This window comes from Sphingosinithalassobacter sp. CS137 (assembly GCF_014334115.1).
Taxonomy (GTDB): Bacteria; Pseudomonadota; Alphaproteobacteria; order Sphingomonadales; family Sphingomonadaceae; genus Sphingomonas.
On record NZ_CP060494.1, the window covers coordinates 360,298 to 381,555 of the forward strand.

A 21,258-nucleotide genomic window follows, 5' to 3' on the forward strand; every position below is an offset into this window, starting at 1 on the left:
GCCGTCAGCTCGCGGCAACCGCGCGGAGGAACGCTGCGATCCTGGCGGGGTCCTTGGCTCCCGGCGCGGTCTCCACGCCCGAGGAGACGTCGACGAGCGTGGCGCCGGTCGTGCGGATCGCCTCACCGACATTCTCCGCGTCGAGGCCGCCCGACAGCGCCCAGGGCAGCGGATGCGCGAAGCCCTGGAGCAGCCGCCAATCGAAGCGCAGGCCCATTCCGCCGGGCAGCGCCGCGCCCTCCGGCGTCTTGGCGTCGTAGAGGATGCGATCGGCCGCACCGCGGAAGCGGGCGGCGGAATCGAGATCCGCGCGCGTCTTGACTGCAACGGCCGCCCAGACCGGCAGGCGCGCGCGCGCACGGATCGTCGCCGCCCGCTCGGGGGCGGTCTTGTGCAGCTGGAGCGCAGTCAGCCGTGCGGCGTCGATCGCCGAATCGAGCAGTGCGTCGTCGGGATCGACGAACACGCCGACTCGTCCGGTCTCTCCGGGCATTGCTGCGGTGAGCGACGCGGCGCGGTCGAACGCGAGGTTGCGTGGGCTGGGCGGAAAGAAGACGAAGCCGATGTGGGTCGCGCCCCCTGCCAGCGCGGCGTCGACCGCATCGGGGGTGGAAAGGCCGCAGATCTTGGCGGAGACTCGCATGCCGCGCGCTATAGGGCCCCGCGGCGAACGGCGCGAGCCAGTCTATGCGGTGCGGGAAGCCGGTGTGATGAGCATCAGCACCGCCGCCATCAGCATCGAACCGAGCCAGAAGGCGCCGTAGAGCAGCAGCTCCCTATGACCCGCGGAGAAGCCGCCCATCGGCGCGAATACTCGGTCGAGCAGCCGGAGCGCGGCATAGCCGAGCGGCAGCGACAAGGCCGCGAAGGTGCCGAACTGCACCGGAAAGCTCTCCCCGCGCGTGAGCGAGTGCGCGCCGAGCGCCGCGACGCAGTTCACCGCGGCAAAGGGAAGCGCGGCGGCGCCGCCGATGAACATGCCGACTCCGGCCGCATAGAGAGTGGAAGGGGAAAGGTCGGTCTGGCGCAGCATCGGAACCATGCCGGCGAGCAGACCGACATAGACTGCGGCGACCGACGCCCATTTCACGCTGAACTGGAGCATCGCATCCTCCCCGGCTGCGCATAGCACGGAGCCGGTTACCGAATCGCGAACCGGCTACAGCGTCGCCTCGATCGCGCGGGCAGCCTGGTCGGGATCTTCGGCCTGGGTGATCGGGCGGCCAACGACGAGGATCGAGGCGCCGCGATCGAGCGCCTGGCGCGGCGTCACGACTCGCTTCTGGTCGGCGTGCGTGCCGGAGGCGGGGCGTACGCCGGGGACGACGAAGAAGCCGTCCTTCCATGCGGCATGCGCGGCCTTCACTTCCTCGCCCGAGCAGACGATGCCGTCGACTCCGGCCGAGCGCGCGAGTTCGGTAAGCCGGACGACCTGTTCGTGCGGATCGGGCGCGAGGCCGATCGACTCGAGATCGCTGCCGTCGAGGCTGGTGAGCATCGTAACGGCGACCACCTTGGTACCGGTCGGCGCGGCGGCCTTCGCATCCTCGAGCATCGCGCGGCCCCCGGCGGCGTGGACCGTCAGGATCGCCGGCTCGAGCGGACGCAGCGCCTCGATCGCCTTGGCCACCGTATTGGGAATGTCGTGAAACTTGAGGTCGAGGAAGATCGGCAGTCCGATCTCGTGCATCTCGTGCACGCCGTGGCGGCCGTTCGCCATGAAGAATTCGAGGCCGAGCTTGATCCCGCCGACATGCGCCTTCACGCGCTCTGCGATCGCCCGCGCCTTGGCGAGATCGGGCGTATCGAGCGCGACATAAAGCGGCGAGGTCATGCGCGGTCGGTCTCCGGTGCGGGAAGGGTCTCGGCGGGCGCGGGCTCCGGTTCGGCGGCAGTCACGGGTGCCGGGCTCGGGGCGACCGCGCGCAGATCGGCAAGCGCGCGCTCCAGGCCGGCGAGGCGCTGGCGCATGCGCCACCGATAGCCGTGATAGGCGAGCAGCATCGGCAGGAAACCGGCAAGGAACACCACGATCAGCAGCATCGGCAGGCTGAAGTCGGCGATGAGGCCGCCCCACAGGTGAATCGCGACACGTTCGTCGCCGTTGTAGATCACGAACGCCGCGACGAGGCCGCCCAGCAACAGCCAGAACAGGACCTTCAGAAACCGCATGCGGACGCTTCCTCCCCCAGTGACGCGGGCGTGATCCTAGGCGTGCGCGCGGCGCATTGCCAGCCTCAGCCGATTTCGGCGCGAAGCTGGGCGAACAGCTCCGGGATCGCCTTCAGCCGAGGCTCCTCTTCGTTGAGGATCGCGAGGAAGAGCGCGCGCTTCACTTCGCCGATGCGATGCTCGGGAAAGGGAGTCGTGGCGGGCAGCGTCGAAAGCATGATGTCGACCAGCCGGTCGGCCCCGTGGAGGCGCCCCCAGAGATAGTCGTTCTCGCGATAGGCGCGGCTGAAGAAGGCGCCGAAGGTGCCGAGCTGGATCCCCTTGAGCGTCGCCTGAGTTCCCGACCGGATCGCCGTCGCATCGTTGGGCGAGATGCGGTCGACTCGGATCGGATCGAATTCGTCGAGGCCTTCGCCGCGCAGCAGCGGCAGTGTCGCAATGTCGAAGAAGGGAAAGCCGAGATGCGCAAGCAGGATCGGGCGGCGCAGGTCGCGCGAGAGACGGCTGAATCCTTCCGAGAGCCGCGCATCGGTTTCGTCGTCGAGGCGGTCGAGGTTCATCAGCGCGCCGAGCCGATCGAGGATCGGACCGGCGTCGTCGGCAGGGCCAAGTTCGCGCACTGCTTCGCGCAGCTCCGAGAAATGGTCCGAACGCCGGCATTCGAGATAGGCGGCGAGCGATTCGTACACCGCCTCGCGCATTTGCGAGAGTTCTTCCTTCTCGTGTTCGGCGTCGATTTCGGTGAGCCGCCGCGCGAGCAGGCGCAGGCGGCGAACGCGGAAGCCGAGATCATGCGCACGCAGGAACACAAGCGTCTCCGGACTGGCCCCGTTGGGCAGCGCGGCGCCGAACTCGTCGATTCCGCGCGCGCGGACGGTGCGCGCGATCGCGTCGCGGATGTCGAGGCGTCGATCCGGCCCCGGCTGATCGCCGATCCCATGCAGAAGCTGCGCCGTCCGGTCGATCACTGCATCGACCTTGAGCAGGCCATAGGCGGTATGGCCGTATCCAGCGCGCGCCGCCGCGGCGACCTGGGCGCGGCGACGCCATGCCGCAAGCCGTTTGGGCGTGGGATAGTCGAGCCACAGCGTATAGCCGAACAGCGCCTCGACCTGCGCCTCCACTTCGGCGCGGATGCGCGTGACGATCGCGAGCATCCGCTCGATCCGGTCCGACCGCTCGGCGATCGACTCGAGATTGTCGCGGATCGGCTGCTCGCGCGGTAGCTCCGAAAGGGCGCCGAGCAACGTCTGGAAGAATCCGGGGTTTTCGCTCGGCGATCCGTAGAAATCCCAGCGCAGATCGGGTGTCGGATCGATATAGACGAAGCGCCGGTCGACCTGTCGCCGTGCCGGACGCTCGCGCAGCGCATCGATCGCGGGGCGGAACGGCGCATTGGCGAGCACCGATCCGTCGATCAACACCGCCTGTTCCGCCCCGTTCGCCAGCCACTGCCGGGGCAGGACGTGTTCGAGAAACGCGTCGCGGTTCGGCCAGGCGAGCTCGCGCTCGGCGACCACCTTGTCGATTTCGCTCACGCGGACCGGCGGAAACGCCCCGGGAAAGCTCGACGTCGCGCGCGCGGCGAAGGCAAGTTCGATCGGATCGCCGAGCGGGATCGAGGCTTCGCCGTGATCGGTGAAGGAAAAGACCAGCCGGTGCTCGGTCTCGGTCACCTCGGGCGGCGAGTTGAGCCGCAGCCGCTCGGGATGGCCGCGAAAATCGGTGACGGTGACGAACAGGTCGAGCGGCTGGCCGTCGGGCAGCAGCCGCTTGCCGGCCGGCGCCTTGCCCATGGTCTCGAACGCGTCGAGCAGCATGTTGAGGAGCTGCGGCCCTCCGAAGGGAGGCTCGAACCAGCGCGAACGGACGAAATGCTCGAGCTTGCGGCGAAATTCGTCGCGCGAGCCGGCGTCGACTTCCTGCTCGATCGTGTTGCTGCGCCCCATCGCCATCCAGGCGATCGGTGCGGCCCAGAATTTCGAGAATCGGCTCGATGGCGCATGATCGGGATCGATCAGCTTTTCGACATCGGCATAGTCGAGCCAGAGGTCGGTGAGCGGTTCCAGCGACTGGCCGGTGGTGATCGCCTGGCCCAGATAGATGGCATTGATCCCGCCCGCCGAGGCGCCGGACAGGATATCCACCAGCACGCGCAGGCGAACACCGGTGAGCTCCTGGATCTCGTGCAGCAGCGCGCGATAGACGCCCTGGCTGCCGAGCGCGGCGGGATCGCCGTCACGCGCGGCGCGACTGGCGCGGGCGACTCGCCAAATCTCCTTGGTGATGCCGTGCATGTAGACGGCGAGGCTGATGCCGCCATAGCACACCAGCGCGAGCCGCAGTTCCTTGTCGCGAATCTGAACCATCAGGAGCGCGCGAGCTCGGCCCAGACAGGCAGATGATCGGAAGCGATGCGGGCGGTCACGCTTTCGTGCACTCCGGTTTCGGTGATCCGCAGGTCCGGCGACACGATGATGCGGTCGAGCCGCGCCACCGGCCGATGCGCATGAAAGCTGCGCCCGGTGTCGGCAATGCTGAAATCGCGGCCGAAGTCGCGCAGGCAGCCGGAGCCGCGGCTCCATTCGTTGAGGTCGCCCATCAGGATCGTGGGATATTGCCGACTGCTGGAAGCGAGATGCGCGAGGATGGCGTTCGCCTGGCGCCGCCGCCAGAGCCCCGACAGATCGAGATGCATGCCGACGACCCGCAGCGCCGTGCCGCCGATCCGAACGTCCGCGACCACCGCGCCGCGCGGTTCGAGCGCCGGCAAGTGAATGGCCTCGCAATCGAGGATCTGAGCTTCCTTGCGGACGAGAATCGCATTGCCGTGCCAGCCGATGCTGGTCTGGCGGATGCCGAAGGAAACCGGCTTCCAGGGGCTATGCTCGGAAAGCAGATGCGGGGTGAGCACGGCAGCGCGCGTGCCGAACCGCCGGTCCGCCTCCTGCAGCGCGATCACGTCGGCGTCGATCTCGCGCAGCACATGGAGCGTGCGGTCGGGCCGGCGCCGGCGATCGGTGCCGATCGACTTGCGGATATTGTAGCTGGCGACCTTGATCATCGGGCGCCCTTATCGCGGCGGGCACCCCCCGGGAGCAAGCGTTTCGCGCATGGAGCGCTCAGTCGTCGCTCTGACGCCGCGCCGCTTTCGCCGCCGCACTCAGGCTCGCGGCGGTCATCTCGGCTGCGTCGGGCGTCATGGCGATCGCCACTCCGTCGGGACCATCGAGCATCACCTGGCCCTGTTCTGCAGTTGCGGTGCCGCCGCGTCGCTGCGGCTGCGGCGGGGAGGAGTTGGTGTTCACCGGCTGTCTCTTTCGCGACGCTCGCGGATCGGACGGAGCGCTCGATCACGCGCTCTCCGGGCCGCCAAGCAGGAACCCGGAACAACGCACGGGCGGGGACGCGAGTTGCAGAAAGTCTCGTCATGCTCGTCAGATCGAGGGGTTTCAGCGATCCCCTGCCTCGGCCGGCGCGAAGGCGTGGGCACGTTCATCGAGCAAGGTCAGGAGCTCAGCCACTCGGCGACAACACGGGGATAGAGGCGATGTTCCTCGACGAGCACGCGGGCGGCGAGGCTTTCGTGCGTGTCGCCGGGGAGTATGGGAACGCGCGCCTGGCCAAGCACTTCGCCGCCGTCGAGTTCCTCGGTAACGAGGTGGACCGAGCAGCCCGCCTCCGAATCTTTCGCAGCGAGGGCGCGGGCGTGGGTATCGAGCCCCTTGTACTTCGGCAGCAGCGAGGGGTGGATGTTGACGATCCGCCCGCGCCATCGCGCGACGAAGGCATCGCTGAGGAGGCGCATATAGCCGGCGAGTGCGATCGCCTCGACGCCGGCATCGCGCAGCGCCGCCTCGATCTTCACTTCATAGTCGGACTTGGGAATGCCCTTCGGCGACTGGGCGAATGTGGCGACGCCCCGCTCGGCCGCCCAGGCGAGGCCCGGCGCCTCCGGACGATCACTGGCGACCAGCACGACCTCATAGGGGCAATCGCGCTCGCGCGCGGCCTCGACCAGTGCGGCCATGTTCGAGCCCCGGCCCGAGATCAGGATGCCGAGCTTGCGTTTCACGTCGAGCGCCCGCGGCTGGCGAAGCAGGCTTCAGGCCGCATGCGTGGCGCTCCAGTCGGCCCGCGCGCTCCAGCTTCCGGCGCTTCCCGCGACGGTGCAGCCGCGCGCGCCCTCGGTCACCGTACCGATCCGGTGAACGGTTTCTCCGGCGTCGGTGAGCGCTCCAGCGACCGCATCAGCGTCGTCCGGCGCGACAATGGCGACCATGCCGATCCCGCAGTTGAAGGTTCGCGCCATCTCCTCTGGCTCGATATTCCCCTGCGCCTGGAGAAACCCCATCAGCCGCGACTGCGGCCAGGCATCGGCGTCGACATGCGCGTGACACCCCTCGGGCAGCACGCGAGGGATATTCTCGAGCAGGCCGCCGCCGGTGATGTGGGCAAGGCCATGGATGCGGCCGGCGCGGAGCTGCGGCAGCAGGCTCCGGACGTAGATGCGCGTCGGCTTCATCAGCGCGTCGATCAGGAGCGTATCGGCATCGAACAGCGCCGGGCGATCGAGCTTCCACCCCCGATCCGCGGCGAGCCGGCGGACCAGCGAATAACCGTTCGAATGGACCCCGGTGGAGGCGAGCCCGAGGAGCACGTCGCCGGAAGCAACCTTGCCGCCGTCGAGCAGCCGATCGCGTTCGACCGCGCCGACGCAGAAGCCGGCGAGATCATAGTCTCCATCGGCATACATGCCGGGCATTTCCGCGGTTTCGCCGCCGATCAGCGCGCAGCCCGCCTGACGGCAGCCTTCGGCGATACCGGCGATCACCCGCTCGGCCACTGCGGAGTCGAGCCTGCCGCTGGCGTAATAGTCGAGGAAGAAGAGCGGCTCGGCGCCCTGGACGATCAGATCATTGGCGCACATTGCGACGAGATCGATGCCGACGCCGTCGTGGCGGTCGTGCTCGATCGCCAGCTTGAGCTTGGTTCCGACCCCGTCGTTGGCGGCGACCAGCAGCGGATCGGTGAAGCCCGCCGCCCTGAGATCGAACAGTCCGCCGAAACCGCCCAGATCGGCGTCGGCACCGGGCCTGCGCGTCGCCCGCGCAAGCGGAGCGATGGCGCGGACGAGCGCGTTGCCTGCGGCGATCGAGACGCCGGCGTCGGCATAGGTGTAAGGGCCTTCGCCCGGTTTCGGATCGGTCATGGCCAAGCGCCTAGCCACAACGCGCTTGGATTTCCACGCCCGCTTCGCCAAAAGGGCGGCGACATGTCAGCGCGCCGTTTTTCCCGCACCGTTCGCCTTGGCCTCGCGGCCGCCCTGCTGGGCGCCGGCGGGATGGTCTATGCCCAGATCGAAGGCGATCGCGGCGCCGCTCCGATCGACAGTTCGGGCAGCTTCGAAGTGAGCGGGATCGATGTCGACGTGCGCGGCGAGGATGCCGAGTCGGCGCGCGAAGCGGGCTGGCGGCTGGCGCAGCGGCTCGGCTGGCGCATGCTGGCGCAGCGGCTGGCGGGCCGCACCGCCAACCTCTCCGATTCGGCGCTGAACGGAGTCGTCACGGGAATCGTGATCGAGAACGAGCAGATCGGGCCCGAGCGTTATGTCGCGCGGCTGGGCGTGCTGTTCGATCGCGGCCGGGCCGGGCGCATCCTTGGCGTATCGGGTCAGGTCCGCCGCTCGCCGCCGATGCTCGTCGTTCCGGTCCAATGGTCCGGCGGCGTCGGGCGGGTCTTCGAGCGGACAACGCCCTGGCAGGAGGCCTGGGCGCGGTTTCGCACCGGCAACAGCTCGATCGACTATGTCCGTCCGCGCGGCACCGGCGCCGACCCGCTGCTGATGAACGCCGGCCAGACGGGGCGGCGCGGGCGCGGCTGGTGGCGCGAAGTGCTCGACAGCTATGGCGCGGAGGACGTGCTCATTCCCGAAGTGCAGCTCATCCGCAGCTATCCGGGCGGGCCGATCACCGGGATCTTCACCGCGAGCCACGGCCCCGACCGGCAGCAGATCGCGCGTTTCGCGCTGCGCGTGAACAGCGGCGATGCATTGGGCGCCTTGCTCGACGCGGGTATCGAACGGATCGACCGCGCCTATCAGAACGCACTCGCCTCCGGCGTCCTCGAGACGGACGCGCTGCTTGCTTTCCGCCCGCCCGAAGAGACCGAGGAGCCTGAGGCCGAAGAGAGCGACGAGGCCGAGGCCAGCGCAGCCGAAATGCCCGTCACCACGCCGACGGCGCCCGCGGCTGCGACCTATTCGGTGCAGGTCGATACGCCCAGCGCACAGGCGGTTACCGCATCCGAATCGGCGGTGCGCGGGATTCCCGGGGTGCGTTCGGCGAGCACGACGAGCGTGGCGCTGGGCGGAATTTCGGTACTCCGCGTGAGCTATGAGGGCAGTATCGCCAGCCTGCGCTCGGCGCTCGAGGCGCGCGGCTGGAGCGTGCAGGAGGGCGCCGGCGTGCTGCGCATTCGCCGCGGCGGCACGAGCACGCCGCCTCCGCCTCCGCCGTCCGCGCCGGAGGGCGATCCGGCCGAATGAGCCAGCTGCACCTGCCGCTCGGCGTGCCTGCCGATGCGCGCGATGTGGAGTTCCTCGTCACCGAATCGAACGCCCGCGCCGCCCATCAGCTCGATCGCTGGGGGATGTGGCCGGTGATGGCGGCGCTGCTGGTGGGGCCGCCGAAATCGGGCCGCAGTCTGCTCGCGCGGATCTTCGTCGAGCGCACCGGCGGCACTGCGATCGACAATGCCGAAAGCGCATCCGAGGAGGCGCTGTTCCACGCATGGAACGAGGCGCAGATCACGCGCAGCCCCTTGCTGATCGTGGCGGACGCACCGCCACCCGCCTGGGAAGTGGCGCTGCCGGACCTGCGCTCGCGGCTCGCCGCCTCGCCGGTGCTGCGGATCGATCCGCCCGACGACATGCTGATGCGGCTGTTGCTGGAACGCACGCTCGATCGGCTGGCGCTGGTGACTCGGCCGGAGGTGATCGCATGGCTGCTCGCGCGGATCGAACGGAGCCATCTGGCGCTGGCGCGCGTTGGCGAGGCGCTTGAAGCCGAAGCGCCGCGATTGCAAAACCGGCGCTTGTCGATCCAGGGAGCGCGCGCCACCCTGGAAAGCGCCGGCCTTCTCTTCGAACCGCCTTCGACCCAGTGAGAATGATCGAATGAACCGACCTGCAGCGACCCGTTTCGAAGACGATGATCCGTTCGTGGCGGGATCGGGTTCGAGCCGCTATTTCAATCGCGAGCTCAGCTGGCTGGCGTTTAACGGGCGCGTGATGGAGGAGGCGTGCAACGGCGCGCATCCGCTGCTCGAACGGCTGCGGTTCCTCTCGATCTCGGGTTCGAACCTCGACGAGTTCTTCATGGTGCGAGTCGCCGGACTGAAGGGCCAGCAGCTCCAGGACGTCGAGCAGCGTTCGGCGGACGGCCTCACTCCCGGGCAGCAGCTTTCCGCGATCGTCGCCGAAGCCGGCGAGCTGGTCGACAACCAGCAGCGCGTATGGGCCGATCTGCGCGGCGACCTGGCATCGGTGGGAATCATCGTCCTCGACGAGGGGGACATCGAAGGCGAAGTGGGCCGCTGGCTCGAGGCGCACTTCCGCGAGCAGATCTTCCCGATCCTGACACCGCAGGCGCTCGATACAGCGCATCCCTTTCCGTTCATCCCCAACAAGGGATCGAGCGTGATCTTCGATCTCGTCCGCAAGAGCGACAGGACGCCGGTGCGCGAACTGGTGCTGCTGCCGGCGACGACGCCGCGATTCGTGCGCATCCCCGGCGATACCGCGCGCTATGTGACGGTCGAGACGCTGCTCAAGCGCTTCTCGGGCCTGCTCTTTCCCGGCTACGACATCCTCGAAAGCTCGGCCTTCCGCGTGCTGCGCGACAGCGACATCGAAATCGAGGAAGAGGCCGAGGATCTGGTCCTGTATTTCCGCAGCGCAATCAAGCGGCGGCGGCGCGGGCGCGTGATCCGGCTCGAGATGGAGACGGGGATTCCGCCTGCGCTGGAAGCGGCCCTCAAGGAAGAGCTTGGCGGCAGCGAGGCGATCCTCACCGAGAAAGGCGGTTTTCTGGGCATCGGCGACCTGTCGATGCTGGTCGACGAGGATCGGCCCGACCTCAAGTTCACGCCCTATTCGCCGCGCTTTCCCGAGCGCATCCGCGAATATGGAGGCGATTGCTTCGCAGCGATCAAGGCAAAGGACATCGTCGTCCACCACCCCTATGAGACGTTCGACGTCGTCCTCTCCTTCCTGAAGCAGGCGGCGGCGGACCCGGACGTGGTCGCGATCAAGCAGACGCTCTATCGCGCGGGCAAGCAGTCGGCAGTGATCAACGCGCTGATCGCCGCTGCCGAGGCCGGCAAGTCGGTGACTGCGATCGTGGAGCTGAAGGCGCGATTCGACGAGGAGCAGAATCTGCTCTGGGCCGCGGCGCTCGAACGCGCCGGCGTGCAGGTGGTGTACGGCTTCATCGACTGGAAGACGCACGCCAAAATCTCGATGGTGGTGCGCCGCGAAGGCTCGGGCTATCGCACCTACTGCCACTTCGGGACCGGGAACTATCACCCGATAACCGCACGCATCTATACCGATCTAAGCTTCTTTACCGCCGATCCTGCGGTCGGCCGGGATGCGGCGCAGGTATTCAACTATATCACCGGCTATGTGCAGCCCGAGGGGCTGGAGCTGCTGACGCTCAGCCCGCGCGATCTGCGCCAGGAAATCGTCGCGTGCATCGATGGCGAAATCGCGAACGCCCGCGCGGGCAAGCCCGCGGGCCTCTGGGCCAAGATGAATTCGCTCGTCGATCCGGGCATCATCGAGAAGTTGTACGAAGCGAGCGGCGCGGGCGTGCAGATCGATCTGGTGATCCGCGGCATCTGTTGCCTGCGCCCCGGCATCGAGGGGATGTCGGAGAATATCCGTGTCAAGTCGATCGTCGGCCGGTTTCTCGAGCACAGCCGCATCTGGGCCTTTGCCAACGGCAAGGCGCTGCCGAGCGACGCGGCCAAGGTCTATATCTCCTCGGCCGACTGGATGCCGCGCAACCTCGACCGGCGAGTCGAATTCATGCTGCCGATCCGCAACAAGACGGTGCACGACCAGATCCTCGACCAGGTGATGGTCGCCAACCTGCTCGACAATGAACAGAGCTGGGAACTCGAGCCCGATGGAAGCTATCAGCGCGTCCATCCCGGCACTTCCAAGCCGTTCAACCTGCACCGCTATTTCATGACCAATCCCTCGCTTTCGGGCCGCGGTGCGGCGCTGGAGGCAGGCGGCGACGCCGTGCCCAAGCTCACCATCCGCCGCCGCCGTACCCCGACGCGCGACCGCGACGCCGCCGAATGAGCGACGGCGTAGTCTCCAGCCTGCTGTTCCGCAGGGCGCGCACCGAAGCGGCCGCGGCGCCGCCCGAGCGCGCGGCGATTATCGACATCGGATCGAATTCGATCCGCCTCGTCGTCTATCAAGGCCCCAGCCGGCTGCCCTCGGTGCTGTTCAACGAGAAAGTCATGGCCGGGCTCGGCCGGTCGCTCGGCGCCACCGGCGCAATCGACGAAGCGGCGCTTTCCACCGCGCGCGCCGCGCTGTCGCGGTTCGCCATGCTGACGCGCGAGATGCAGGTCACCAGCCTGCGTACCGTGGCGACCGCCGCCGTGCGCGAGGCATCGAACGGCGACGTGCTGATCGCCACGGCGAAGTCGCTCGGGCTCGAGGTCGAGCTGCTTTCGGGAATGGACGAGGCGATGGGCGCGGGGATGGGGGTACTCTCGGGCATCCCGGACGCCGACGGGATCGTCGGCGACCTGGGCGGGGGCAGTCTCGAGCTCGTGCGCGTGGTGGCGGGCACCGTGACCGATCGCGCATCGTTCCCGCTGGGTGTGCTGCGCGTGGCGCCGTTCCGCGAGAAGGGAAAGGCGGCGCTCGAACGCAAGGTTTCCGCGCTGTTGCACGAGGCCGGGTGGCTCGGCCGCGGCGCGGGTCTGCCTTTCTATCTGGTCGGCGGATCGTGGCGCGCGCTGGCGCGTCTCGACATGCATCTTTCCGGCTTTCCGCTGCCGGTGATCCACCAATATGCTATGTCGGCCGAGCAGGTGGCGCGCCTGGGGCGAACGCTGAGCCATATTTCGAAGGGCAAGCTGCGCACCGTGCCGGGGCTTTCGAGCGGGCGCATCCCGACGCTCGGCGATGCCGCGGCGGTGCTGGGGAGCGTGCTCAAGGCACTGGGATCGACCGAAACCGTCGTTTCCGCGTTCGGACTGCGCGAGGGGCTGGCGTTCGCGCGGCTCTCGATCGAGGAACGGCAGCAGGATCCGCTGATCACCGTCGCGCGCGAGGAAGGTGCCCGGCTCGGCCGCTTTCCCGAACATGGCGATTTGCTGGACGCGTGGATCGCGCCGCTGTTCGAAGCCGAACCTGCCGAGATGCAGCGGCTGCGCCATGCGGCCTGCCTGCTCGGCGATGTGGGCTGGCGGGCCAATCCGCAGTTCCGCGCCGAGCGCGGCATGGAAACGGCGCTGCACGGCAATTGGGTGGCGATCGACGCGCGCGGGCGCGCGATTCTCGCGCAGGCGCTGTTCACGGCCTATGGCGGCGGCACGGAAACGCCCGAGCCGCTGAACCAGCTCGCCGATGCCGCCGAGCTGGAGCGGGCCCAGCTTTGGGGCCTCGCGATCCGTCTTGGACAGCGGCTGAGCGGCGGCGTGGCCGCGCCGCTTCACCGCACCCGGCTGGATGCCGCACCGGGCGCAGTGCGGCTGACGATCCGCGCCGGCGACGAGGCGCTTTATGGCGAGGCGGTCGAGCGCCGCCACCGCGCGCTCGCCAACCGCATGGCGGCGGACGCCGTGGTGGCGGCGTGACGCACGTCAGTTCGAGCAGGTCGCCGAGCGCAGAATGAACGAACGATTCGGCTGCAGATCGATTCGACCGGGCACCGAGCGGGAATAGCCGAACTCCTCGCAGGCCTCGCAGGCGAAATGCGTACAGCCACCGGCGCTGCGAAGCGAAATGCGTGCGGCTCAGCCGCAGGTCACTTCGATGATGATGCCCTGACCGTTGGTGACGAGATTCAGCCGGTCTTCGCGGTAATCCATCGTGATCGGCTGACCCTGCTCATAGACGCGTACCATTTCGGCACCGGCGACTCGCCGCGCTTCCTGCCGGGTCGCTTCCGCACGCTGGCCGATGAACGTCTGCGCCGGCGCGGCGTCGCAGCTGCCGTTCGCCGGCGGAGTGGGGGCGGGCTCGCCACCGTCCTGCATCGTGCAGGCGGCAAGGGTGACCGCGGCGGCCGAAAGTGTGAGGCGGATCATGACGTCTCCTCGGTTCGAGTCATCTTGAGCTTGCCGTTGCGGACGGTGAACCCGAGCTGACCTTCGACCAGCGCCAGCGCATCGCGTCCGAACTGTTCGTAGCGCCAACCCTCGAGGATCGCCAATCGATCCCGCTGGCCCGCGGCGAGCGCCTCGAGATCGTCCGATCGGGCGAGCAGCCGCGCGGCGACGTTGATGTCGCGCGCACGAATCTTGAGCAGCAGCTTGAGGAGATCGGCGACGAGGGCGCCATCCTTGCCGAGCGAAGGCTTGCGCTCGTCGCGCGTCGGCAGCTCGTCCTTGCCGAGCGGCTGGGCTTCGGCGAGCGACGCCATCAGCCGCCCGCCGATATCGTTCGAGGCCCATGCGGCGGAAAGGCCGCGCACGCGCGCGAGATCCGCCTGCTTCTTCGGCGGATTGCCGGCGAGATCGGCGAGCGTCTCGTCCTTCACGATACGGCCGCGCGGAAGATCCTTGCCTTGCGCCTCGAGCTCGCGCCAGCGCGCGAGCGCCTTCAGCCGGCCGAGCACATCGGCCTTGCGACTGGCGATGCGCACGCGCTGCCAGGCGAGATCGGGGTCATTGCGATAGTTTTCGGGATTGGCGATCCGCTCCATCTCCTCGTCCAGCCAGGCGCCGCGGCCGGACTTGCGGAGCTTTTCGAGCATCTTGGGAAAGATGCGGCTGAGGTGAGTCACGTCGGCGATCGCATAGTCGATCTGGCGCTTGTCGAGCGGGCGGCGGCTCCAGTCGGTGAAACGGGCGCCCTTGTCGACCGAGATGCCGAGATAGGTGTCGACCAGATTCGAATAGCCGATCTGTTCGCCCTGGCCGAGCGCCATCGCCGCGATCTGGGTGTCGAACATCGGATGCGGGGTCGTGCCGGTGAGATTATAGACGATCTCGACGTCCTGGCCGCCGGCATGGAAGATCTTGAGGACGTCCTCGTTCTTCGTCAGCAGGTCGAGCAGCGGGGTGAGATCGATCCCCGGCGCCAGCGGGTCGACCGCGGCGGCCTCCTCGTCGTCGGCGATCTGGATCAGGCAGAGCTCGGGCCAGTAGCTGTTCTCGCGCATGAACTCGGTGTCCACGCAGAGATAGGGCTTGGTGGCGAAGCGGGAGCAAAGGTTCGCGAGGGCGGCGGAGTCCTCGATCAGGCCGTGTATGTGCATCACGGCCCTTTAGACCGGTGCGTGCGGCTTGACAAAGGGCCGTGCTGCGGGGATTCGCGCGGCCACGGTTTTCACCCGTCATTTCCGGCAGCGGCCGGAGTCTCTTTGCCTCCCAAGCGCGCGCTTGCGGCACGAGATCCCGGCATTCGCCGGAACGACGGCTTATCAACGAGAGACGTCATGCACCCGTATCGCACGCACACTTGCGGCCAGCTCACCGCCGACGCCGTCGGGCAGGAGGTCCGCCTTTCGGGCTGGGTTCATCGCAAGCGCGACCATGGCGACCTCGTGTTCATCGACCTGCGCGACCATTATGGCGTTACGCAGATCGTCACCGAAGTCGATGGCCCTGCATTTGCGGTGATCGAATCGCTGCGCAGCGAATCGGTGGTGACGATCACCGGAAAGGTCGTCGGGCGTGCCGCCGAGGCAGTGAACCCGAACCTGCCGACGGGGCAGATCGAAGTGCGTGCGCTGGACGCGACGGTGCAGAGCCAGGCGCAGGAGCTGCCGCTGCCGGTGTTCGGCGACAGCGAATATCCCGAGGATATCCGGCTGCGCTATCGCTACCTCGATCTGCGGCGCGAGAAGGTGCACAAGAACATCGTCCTGCGTTCGAACGTGATCTCCAGCCTGCGCCGTCGGATGATCGAGCAGGGCTTCACCGAATTCCAGACGCCGATCCTGACCGCGTCGAGCCCCGAAGGCGCGCGCGACTATCTCGTCCCCAGCCGCGTCCATCCGGGCAAATTCTACGCGCTGCCGCAGGCGCCGCAGATGTTCAAGCAGCTGCTGATGGTCGCCGGCTTCGACAAATATTTTCAGATCGCACCGTGTTTTCGCGACGAGGATGCGCGCGCCGACCGGTCGCCCGGGGAATTCTATCAGCTCGACTTCGAGATGAGCTATGTGACGCAGGACGATGTGTTCGCCGCCATCGAGCCGGTGCTGCACGGCGTGTTCGAGGAGTTTGCCGACTGGGAGGGCAAGGGTCGCAGCGTCAGCCCGCTGCCGTTCAAGCGCATCCCGTATCGCGAATCGATGCTGAAATACGGCAACGACAAGCCCGACCTGCGCAACCCGATCGTCATCACCGACGTGTCGAAGCATTTCGAGGGGTCGGGCTTCGGCCGCTTCGCCTCGATCGTCGAGGCGGGCGACGTGGTGCGCGCGATCCCCGCGCCGGGCACCGCCGAGCAGAGCCGCAAATTCTTCGACGATATGAACAGCTGGGCGCAGTCGGAAGGCTTTCCGGGGCTCGGCTATGCGACGCGCAAGGGCGGCGAATGGGGCGGCCCGATCGCCAAGAACCACGGCCCGGAGAAGATGGACGCGCTGGCGAATGAGCTCGGGCTGGGGCCCGACGACGGCATCTTCTTCGCCGCTGGCAAGGAAGCGCAGGCGGCGAAGCTCGCGGGCCTTGCGCGGACGCGCGTCGGGGAGACGCTGGGGCTGATCGACAAAAGCCGGTTCGAATTCTGCTGGATCGTCGACTTCCCGATGTTCGAATATGACGAGGACGCCAAGAAGGTCGATTTCAGCCACAACCCCTTCTCGATGCCGCAGGGCGAGCTGGAAGCGCTGGAGACCAAGGATCCGCTCGATATCCTGGCCTGGCAGTACGACATCGTCTGCAACGGCGTGGAGCTGTCGTCCGGAGCGATCCGGAACCACCGCCCGGACATCATGTACAAGGCGTTCGAGATCGCCGGCTATACCAAGGAAGACGTCGACACGAACTTCGCGGGCATGATCAACGCGTTCAAGTTCGGCGCGCCGCCGCATGGCGGATCGGCGCCGGGCGTCGACCGCATCGTGATGCTGCTCGCCGACGAGCCGAACATCCGCGAAGTGATCGCCTTCCCGATGACGCAGCGTGCCGAGGACCTGATGATGGGCGCGCCGAGCGAGGTTTCCGAGAAGCAGCTCAAGGAACTGCATATCCGGCTCGCGCCCTCGGTGGCGGCGGAGAAGGCGAAGAAGGACGCGTCCGAGCTGGTGGCGCCCGAGGGCACCACCCCGCAGCCCTGACGCATCCGGACGGGCGGGGTCAGGCCGGGGCGAAGTTCCCGGCCTCGTCCATCACGTGGAGCACGCCGTCGCTGATCGCGAAATAGGCGCCGCGGATCTTGAGCTTTCCGGCCGCCTCGCGCTCGGGAATGCAGGGGAAGGTGCGCAGATTCGCGATCGAGACGCGCACCGTTTCGAGTTCGAGCGCGCGCACCGCGGCTTCGCCCTCGCCATGTTCGGCGATCACCCGTTCGCGCGCTTCGTCGAGCAGGTCGACCCAATGATCGATGAAGCCGCCCGCGCCAGGGGCCTTGCCGTCGAACACCTGGGTCAGCGCGGCATGCACGCCGCCGCACATGCCGTGGCCGAGGATCACGATCTCCTCCACCTCAAGCTGGGTGACGGCGAATTCGAGCGCGGCGGAGACGCCATGACGCTTCCCGTCCAGCTCGAAGGGCGGGACCAGATTGGCGACGTTGCGGACGACGAAGATCTCGCCGGCAGTGGTGTCGAAGATCTGCGCCGGATCGACTCGGCTGTCCGAGCAGGCGATGACCATCACCTTCGGGCTCTGGCCGCCGACCAGTTCTTCCCAGCGAGCGCGTTCGCGGGTCCAGGCAGTCGCGCGGAACCGCTGATAACCGGCGACGAGATCCGAGAATGAAGCCACGTGATTGTCCTCCGCTTGACCGGCTCGCGATGGTGCCGGCTCTGTTTCGCCTGGCGGGTTAGAAGAAAGCGGAGCGGTTCGACAAGCGCGACCGCAAGGATGAGGGTCGCAACGTGGGCGCGAGGTTGTGAGCGGGCGCAGCGCTCGCTATCTGCTTCGCATGAACGAGCACAGCCCGCTGCCCCAGCCGACTCAGCGCCCAGAGCGTCAGCGCAAGCCCGACTGGATCCGCGTGAAGGCGCCGACGTCGGTCGGCTTTGCGGAGACCAAGGCGCTGATGCGCGCGAAGAACCTCGCCACCGTGTGCGAGGAAGCAGCGTGCCCGAACATCGGCGAGTGCTGGTCGAAGAAACACGCCACCGTGATGATCCTGGGCGACACCTGCACGCGCGCCTGTGCTTTCTGCAACGTGAAGACCGGCATGCCGCGGATGGTCGACCCCAAGGAGCCCCAGCATGTCGCCGACGTGGCGGTGCAGATGGGGCTCGAGCATATCGTGATCACTTCGGTCGATCGCGACGACCTGCCCGACGGCGGGGCGGGGCAATTCGTCAAGGTGATCCGGGCACTGCGCGAGCAGGCGCCGAAGACGACGATCGAGATCCTGACGCCCGATTTCCGCAACAAGCACGAACGGGCGATCGAGATGATCGTCGAGGCGCGCCCCGATGTGTTCAACCACAATCTCGAGACGGTGCCGCGCAACTATCCGACGATCCGCCCCGGCGCGCGCTATTATGCCTCGCTGCGGCTGCTGGAGACGGTGAAGAAACTCGACCCGTCGATCTTCACCAAATCGGGCATCATGCTGGGGCTGGGCGAGCAGCGGCTCGAAGTTCATCAGGTGATGGACGACATGCGCTCGGCCGACATCGATTTTCTGACCATGGGCCAGTATCTCCAGCCGACTCCCAAACACGCCAAGGTGGAGGATTTCGTGACGCCGCAGGCGTTCGATGCCTATGCCGCCGTGGCACGGGCCAAGGGCTTCCTGCTGGTCGCATCCTCCCCGCTTACGCGCTCGAGCTATCACGCCGGCGACGATTTCGAGCGGATGCGCGCGGCGCGCGAAGCGAAGCTTTCCCGTTCGGCGAAGTGAATGCCCAAACATACCGAGACCCGCAGCCTGCCGTACAGCCCGGAGCAGATGTTCGATCTGGTCGCGGACGTGCGCCGCTATCCCGAGTTTCTGCCCTGGGTGGTGGCGATGCGCATCCGCTCCGACAGCGAAACGGCGACGGTCGCGGACATGATCGTCGGCTTCAAGGGCCTGCGCGAAACCTTCACCTCGAAGGTGGAGAAGCAGCGGCCGAGCCATATTCGAGTCGATTATGTCGACGGGCCGCTGAAATATCTCAATAACGACTGGCAGTTCCGATCGAACGGAACGGGCGGCTGCGAAGTCGAGTTCTGCGTCGATTTCGCGTTCAAGAACCGAGTGTTCGAGATGCTGGCGGGGCAAGTGTTCGATCGCGCGTTGCGCAAGATGATCAATGCGTTCGAGGAACGCGCCGCGCAGCTCTATGGCGCGGGCGCTTCCTCGGGGGGCGCTTCCTCGGACGGCGGATCGCCCGGCATCAGCAGCTCGAGCGCGCACAACGCCGCCTGAAGGCGGATGCCGCCGCGGCCGTTGTCTTCAAAGTGGCGCGAGTCGGCCACCACGTGCGACGGATCGGCGCCACGTTCGGCCCGCGCGAACACCACGGTTCCCACCGGCTTCTTCTCGCTGCCCCCGCCGGGCCCCGCGATACCCGTGATCGCGACCGCGACATCGGCCTCGCTCTTCGTGAGCGCGCCCTGCGCCATGCTCCAGGCGACTGCGATCGAGACCGCGCCGAAGGTCTCGAGCACGTCCTGGCTGACCTTCAGAATGTCGAGCTTGGCGTCGTTCGAATAGGTAACGAACCCCGCTTCGAACACGTCGGACGCACCGGGAAGCTCGGTCAGCGCCGCCGAGACCAGCCCGCCGGTGCAGCTTTCGGCGACGGCGATCCGCCTGCCGCGCGCGCGGTTCGCCTCGAGCACGCGGCGCGCGGCTTCGACCAGTTGCTCAGGCAGCAGTGCGTCCATGCTCGGTCAGCCTGCCGCCGCCGGACAGATGCGGAACGGCAGCGGACTGCCGTCGCCCTCCTCGCCGTCGCGGTTCGCCTGCGCCAGCCCGAGTTCGGCCAGCATCACGGTGATGCCCGCGAGATTCTCGGCCGGAAGCGGTTCGAGCAGGCGGAGCGCACGATCGAGCGGGGCGCACACCTCGGGCTTGATTTCCTGTGCGAGCGCCGGGGCGACGAGCGCATCTAGCATCGTCGTGAGGATTTCCGGCTGGCTGGCGAATTGCGCGGGGATCGTCTCGCCATCCTTGTTGGCGATGCTCAGGATCGCGCGGACCGCATCGGGTGTCCGGAGCTGCGCGGCCTCGCGATAGCGCTGCACCATCGCTTCGCCGCGGGTCGCGAGGAAGGAGGTTTCCCCGAGCACCGGCGTGCACGTCTGCCGCGCGGTCGAGAGGGCGGCAGGAGCCAGGAGGAGCGCGATCGATTCGACATCCGTACGCGAGAGGCACTGTGCCTGCGTCGCTTGCTGCGCATGTGCCGAAGTGGCGGCCAGAGCGGCCCAAGCCGCAACCGCGGCAGTAATTCCCTTGCGCTTCACAGGCTTGTCTCCGGCAATCTAATGGTTGCGATGGCGTGGGCCGCCATGCCCTCGCCGCGGCCGGTGAATCCGAGCCGCTCGGTCGTGGTGGCCTTGATGCTAATCCGCTCCACCGGCAGCCGCAACAGACCCGCGACGCCAGCGCGGATCGCCTCACGGTGCGGTCCGATCTTTGGCGCCTCGCAGATGATGGTGCAGTCGACGAAGTCGATGATCCCGCCGCGCGCCGTGACCAGCTCTGCTGCACGCTCCAGGAACCGGCCGGAGGCGGCGCCGCGCCACTGCGGATCGCTCGGCGGGAAATGCATGCCGATGTCTCCGGCGGCGATCGTCCCGAGCAGCGCGTCGGTAATCGCATGGAGCACCACATCGGCATCGCTATGGCCGGAGAGGCCGCGATCGTGCGGGATCAGGATGCCGCCCAGCCACAGCTCCTCGCCCTCGGCGAAGCGATGGACATCATATCCGGCGGCGCTGCGCGAGATCATCGCGCTGCCATGCCGCCGCTCGGCGGACGCGAAATCCTCGGCATGCGTGACTTTTTCCAACAGGGGGTCTCCGGGAACCACGGTTACTACATGGCCGCTGTCGCGCACCATCTGCGCGTCATCGGTTGCATCGATACCCTGCGGCCAGCTGCGGTGCGCGGCAAGCGCGGCGTCGAACGCGAACGCCTGCGGCGTCTGAACGCGGTACAGGCGATCGCGCGAAACGGTCTCGCCCATCGCATCGTCGTAGCGGACAAGCGTGTCCGCGACCGGCAGGGCAGGGACGGCGCCCTCGACTCTGTTCAGGGCAGCCAACAGTCGATCGATGACCGCCGGCGGCAGGAACGGGCGCGCCGCGTCGTGGATGAGCACGCGCGCCACATCGCCCTCGCGCGCCAGCGCCTCCAGGCCGTTGCGAACCGATTCGCGACGAGTCGTTCCGCCGATGACGAACGCGGCGTCCCCAAGCGTATCGGAAAGCAGTTGTTCCTGACCGGGGCCGATCACCACCAGCACCGAATCGATCGCCGGATGCGCGGCGAGCGTGGCGTGGCTGTGGGCAAGCATCGGCTTGCCCGCGAGTGGCGCGAATTGCTTGGGGATCGTGCCGCCGGCGCGGGTTCCCTGTCCTGCGGCGACGATCAGCGCGACGGTGCGGCTCATGGCGGCGCGCCGTAGCGCAGCGCGCAGCCGCCCGCCAGCCTTGCCAATCAGCGCTTGTGCCTTTAGCCGCCACTGCCTATTTTTCGGGCACATC

General features: G+C 67.6%; 22 protein-coding genes. 7 read left to right on the forward strand and 15 right to left on the reverse strand.

Annotated features, from left to right (window positions below):
- Positions 1 to 4: 4 nt before the first annotated feature.
- The 9 genes from H7V21_RS01685 to purM form a co-directional block, all read right to left on the reverse strand.
- Positions 5 to 643 (reverse strand): phosphoribosylanthranilate isomerase, encoded by a 639-nt coding sequence (locus H7V21_RS01685; protein WP_188054916.1) that lies wholly within the window; start codon positions 641 to 643, stop codon positions 5 to 7.
- A 42-nt stretch (positions 644 to 685) separates the two neighbouring features.
- Entirely contained in the window at positions 686 to 1,105 is a 420-nt protein-coding gene (locus tag H7V21_RS01690) for a hypothetical protein (protein WP_188054917.1), read from the reverse strand.
- Positions 1,106 to 1,159: 54 nt separating this feature from the next.
- Positions 1,160 to 1,834 carry an orotidine-5'-phosphate decarboxylase gene (gene pyrF, locus H7V21_RS01695; protein ID WP_188054918.1) on the reverse strand — a complete coding sequence of 225 codons (675 nt, stop codon included), beginning with the start codon at positions 1,832 to 1,834 and terminating at the stop codon, positions 1,160 to 1,162.
- Entirely contained in the window at positions 1,831 to 2,172 is a 342-nt protein-coding gene (locus H7V21_RS01700; RefSeq protein ID WP_188054919.1) for a LapA family protein, read from the reverse strand. The genes pyrF and H7V21_RS01700 overlap by 4 nt, the downstream gene beginning before the upstream one ends.
- Before the next feature lie 65 nt (positions 2,173 to 2,237).
- Positions 2,238 to 4,541, reverse strand: a complete 2,304-nt coding sequence (locus H7V21_RS01705; RefSeq protein ID WP_188054920.1) for a patatin-like protein — start codon at positions 4,539 to 4,541, stop codon at positions 2,238 to 2,240.
- On the reverse strand, positions 4,541 to 5,236 hold the full coding sequence (locus H7V21_RS01710; protein WP_188054921.1) for an endonuclease/exonuclease/phosphatase family protein: 696 nt from the start codon (positions 5,234 to 5,236) through the stop codon (positions 4,541 to 4,543). The genes H7V21_RS01705 and H7V21_RS01710 overlap by 1 nt, the downstream gene beginning before the upstream one ends.
- 58 nt (positions 5,237 to 5,294) lie before the next feature.
- Positions 5,295 to 5,480, reverse strand: coding sequence for a hypothetical protein (locus H7V21_RS01715; protein ID WP_188056604.1), 186 nt, complete (start codon positions 5,478 to 5,480; stop codon positions 5,295 to 5,297).
- A gap of 200 nt (positions 5,481 to 5,680) precedes the next feature.
- A complete protein-coding gene (purN, locus tag H7V21_RS01720) occupies positions 5,681 to 6,202 on the reverse strand; it encodes a phosphoribosylglycinamide formyltransferase (RefSeq protein ID WP_262504118.1) in 522 nt (173 codons plus the stop codon).
- 75 nt (positions 6,203 to 6,277) lie between these two features.
- Positions 6,278 to 7,384, reverse strand: a complete 1,107-nt coding sequence (gene purM / locus H7V21_RS01725; RefSeq protein WP_188054923.1) for a phosphoribosylformylglycinamidine cyclo-ligase — start codon at positions 7,382 to 7,384, stop codon at positions 6,278 to 6,280.
- Between the two features lie 63 nt (positions 7,385 to 7,447).
- On the opposite strand from purM, the gene H7V21_RS01730 reads away from it, so the two are divergent.
- The 4 genes from H7V21_RS01730 to H7V21_RS01745 are packed head-to-tail and all read left to right on the forward strand — an operon-like array spanning position 7,448 to position 13,059.
- The gene (locus H7V21_RS01730) at positions 7,448 to 8,719 is read left to right on the forward strand and encodes a heavy-metal-associated domain-containing protein (RefSeq protein WP_188054924.1); all 1,272 of its coding nucleotides are present in this window, start codon (positions 7,448 to 7,450) and stop codon (positions 8,717 to 8,719) included.
- Positions 8,716 to 9,339, forward strand: a complete 624-nt coding sequence (locus tag H7V21_RS01735; RefSeq protein WP_188054925.1) for a chromosomal replication initiator DnaA — start codon at positions 8,716 to 8,718, stop codon at positions 9,337 to 9,339. The genes H7V21_RS01730 and H7V21_RS01735 overlap by 4 nt, the downstream gene beginning before the upstream one ends.
- 10 nt (positions 9,340 to 9,349) lie before the next feature.
- Positions 9,350 to 11,545, forward strand: a complete 2,196-nt coding sequence (locus H7V21_RS01740; protein ID WP_188054926.1) for an RNA degradosome polyphosphate kinase — start codon at positions 9,350 to 9,352, stop codon at positions 11,543 to 11,545.
- Positions 11,542 to 13,059, forward strand: coding sequence for a Ppx/GppA family phosphatase (locus H7V21_RS01745; RefSeq protein ID WP_188054927.1), 1,518 nt, complete (start codon positions 11,542 to 11,544; stop codon positions 13,057 to 13,059). The genes H7V21_RS01740 and H7V21_RS01745 overlap by 4 nt, the downstream gene beginning before the upstream one ends.
- A gap of 159 nt (positions 13,060 to 13,218) precedes the next feature.
- On the opposite strand, the gene H7V21_RS01750 is transcribed toward H7V21_RS01745, so the two are convergent.
- Complete coding sequence (locus tag H7V21_RS01750; RefSeq protein ID WP_188054928.1) at positions 13,219 to 13,512, reverse strand: I78 family peptidase inhibitor; 294 nt, start codon at positions 13,510 to 13,512, stop codon at positions 13,219 to 13,221.
- Entirely contained in the window at positions 13,509 to 14,684 is a 1,176-nt protein-coding gene (gene rnd / locus H7V21_RS01755) for a ribonuclease D (RefSeq protein WP_188054929.1), read from the reverse strand. Before rnd ends, H7V21_RS01750 begins: the two co-directional genes overlap by 4 nt.
- 180 nt (positions 14,685 to 14,864) lie before the next feature.
- On the opposite strand from rnd, the gene aspS reads away from it, so the two are divergent.
- Positions 14,865 to 16,715 (forward strand): aspartate--tRNA ligase, encoded by a 1,851-nt coding sequence (gene aspS / locus H7V21_RS01760; RefSeq protein ID WP_188054930.1) that lies wholly within the window; start codon positions 14,865 to 14,867, stop codon positions 16,713 to 16,715.
- Between the two features lie 19 nt (positions 16,716 to 16,734).
- On the opposite strand, the gene H7V21_RS01765 is transcribed toward aspS, so the two are convergent.
- Positions 16,735 to 17,364 carry a carbonic anhydrase gene (locus H7V21_RS01765; RefSeq protein WP_188054931.1) on the reverse strand — a complete coding sequence of 210 codons (630 nt, stop codon included), beginning with the start codon at positions 17,362 to 17,364 and terminating at the stop codon, positions 16,735 to 16,737.
- A gap of 160 nt (positions 17,365 to 17,524) precedes the next feature.
- Here H7V21_RS01765 and lipA point away from each other — a divergent pair, with 160 nt between their 5' ends.
- Both lipA and H7V21_RS01775 read left to right on the forward strand, forming a co-directional pair.
- On the forward strand, positions 17,525 to 18,463 hold the full coding sequence (lipA, locus tag H7V21_RS01770; RefSeq protein ID WP_188054932.1) for a lipoyl synthase: 939 nt from the start codon (positions 17,525 to 17,527) through the stop codon (positions 18,461 to 18,463).
- A complete protein-coding gene (locus H7V21_RS01775; protein ID WP_188054933.1) occupies positions 18,464 to 18,973 on the forward strand; it encodes a type II toxin-antitoxin system RatA family toxin in 510 nt (169 codons plus the stop codon).
- On the opposite strand, the gene H7V21_RS01780 is transcribed toward H7V21_RS01775, so the two are convergent.
- From H7V21_RS01780 to H7V21_RS01790, 3 genes are read right to left on the reverse strand one after another with little or no spacing between them, the layout of a single operon-like run.
- On the reverse strand, positions 18,886 to 19,434 hold the full coding sequence (locus H7V21_RS01780; protein WP_188054934.1) for a CinA family protein: 549 nt from the start codon (positions 19,432 to 19,434) through the stop codon (positions 18,886 to 18,888). The genes H7V21_RS01775 and H7V21_RS01780 overlap by 88 nt on opposite strands.
- Before the next feature lie 6 nt (positions 19,435 to 19,440).
- Positions 19,441 to 20,013 (reverse strand): hypothetical protein, encoded by a 573-nt coding sequence (locus H7V21_RS01785; RefSeq protein WP_188054935.1) that lies wholly within the window; start codon positions 20,011 to 20,013, stop codon positions 19,441 to 19,443.
- A complete protein-coding gene (locus tag H7V21_RS01790; RefSeq protein WP_188054936.1) occupies positions 20,010 to 21,164 on the reverse strand; it encodes a bifunctional 2-C-methyl-D-erythritol 4-phosphate cytidylyltransferase/2-C-methyl-D-erythritol 2,4-cyclodiphosphate synthase in 1,155 nt (384 codons plus the stop codon). The genes H7V21_RS01785 and H7V21_RS01790 overlap by 4 nt, the downstream gene beginning before the upstream one ends.
- Positions 21,165 to 21,258: the final 94 nt, after the last annotated feature.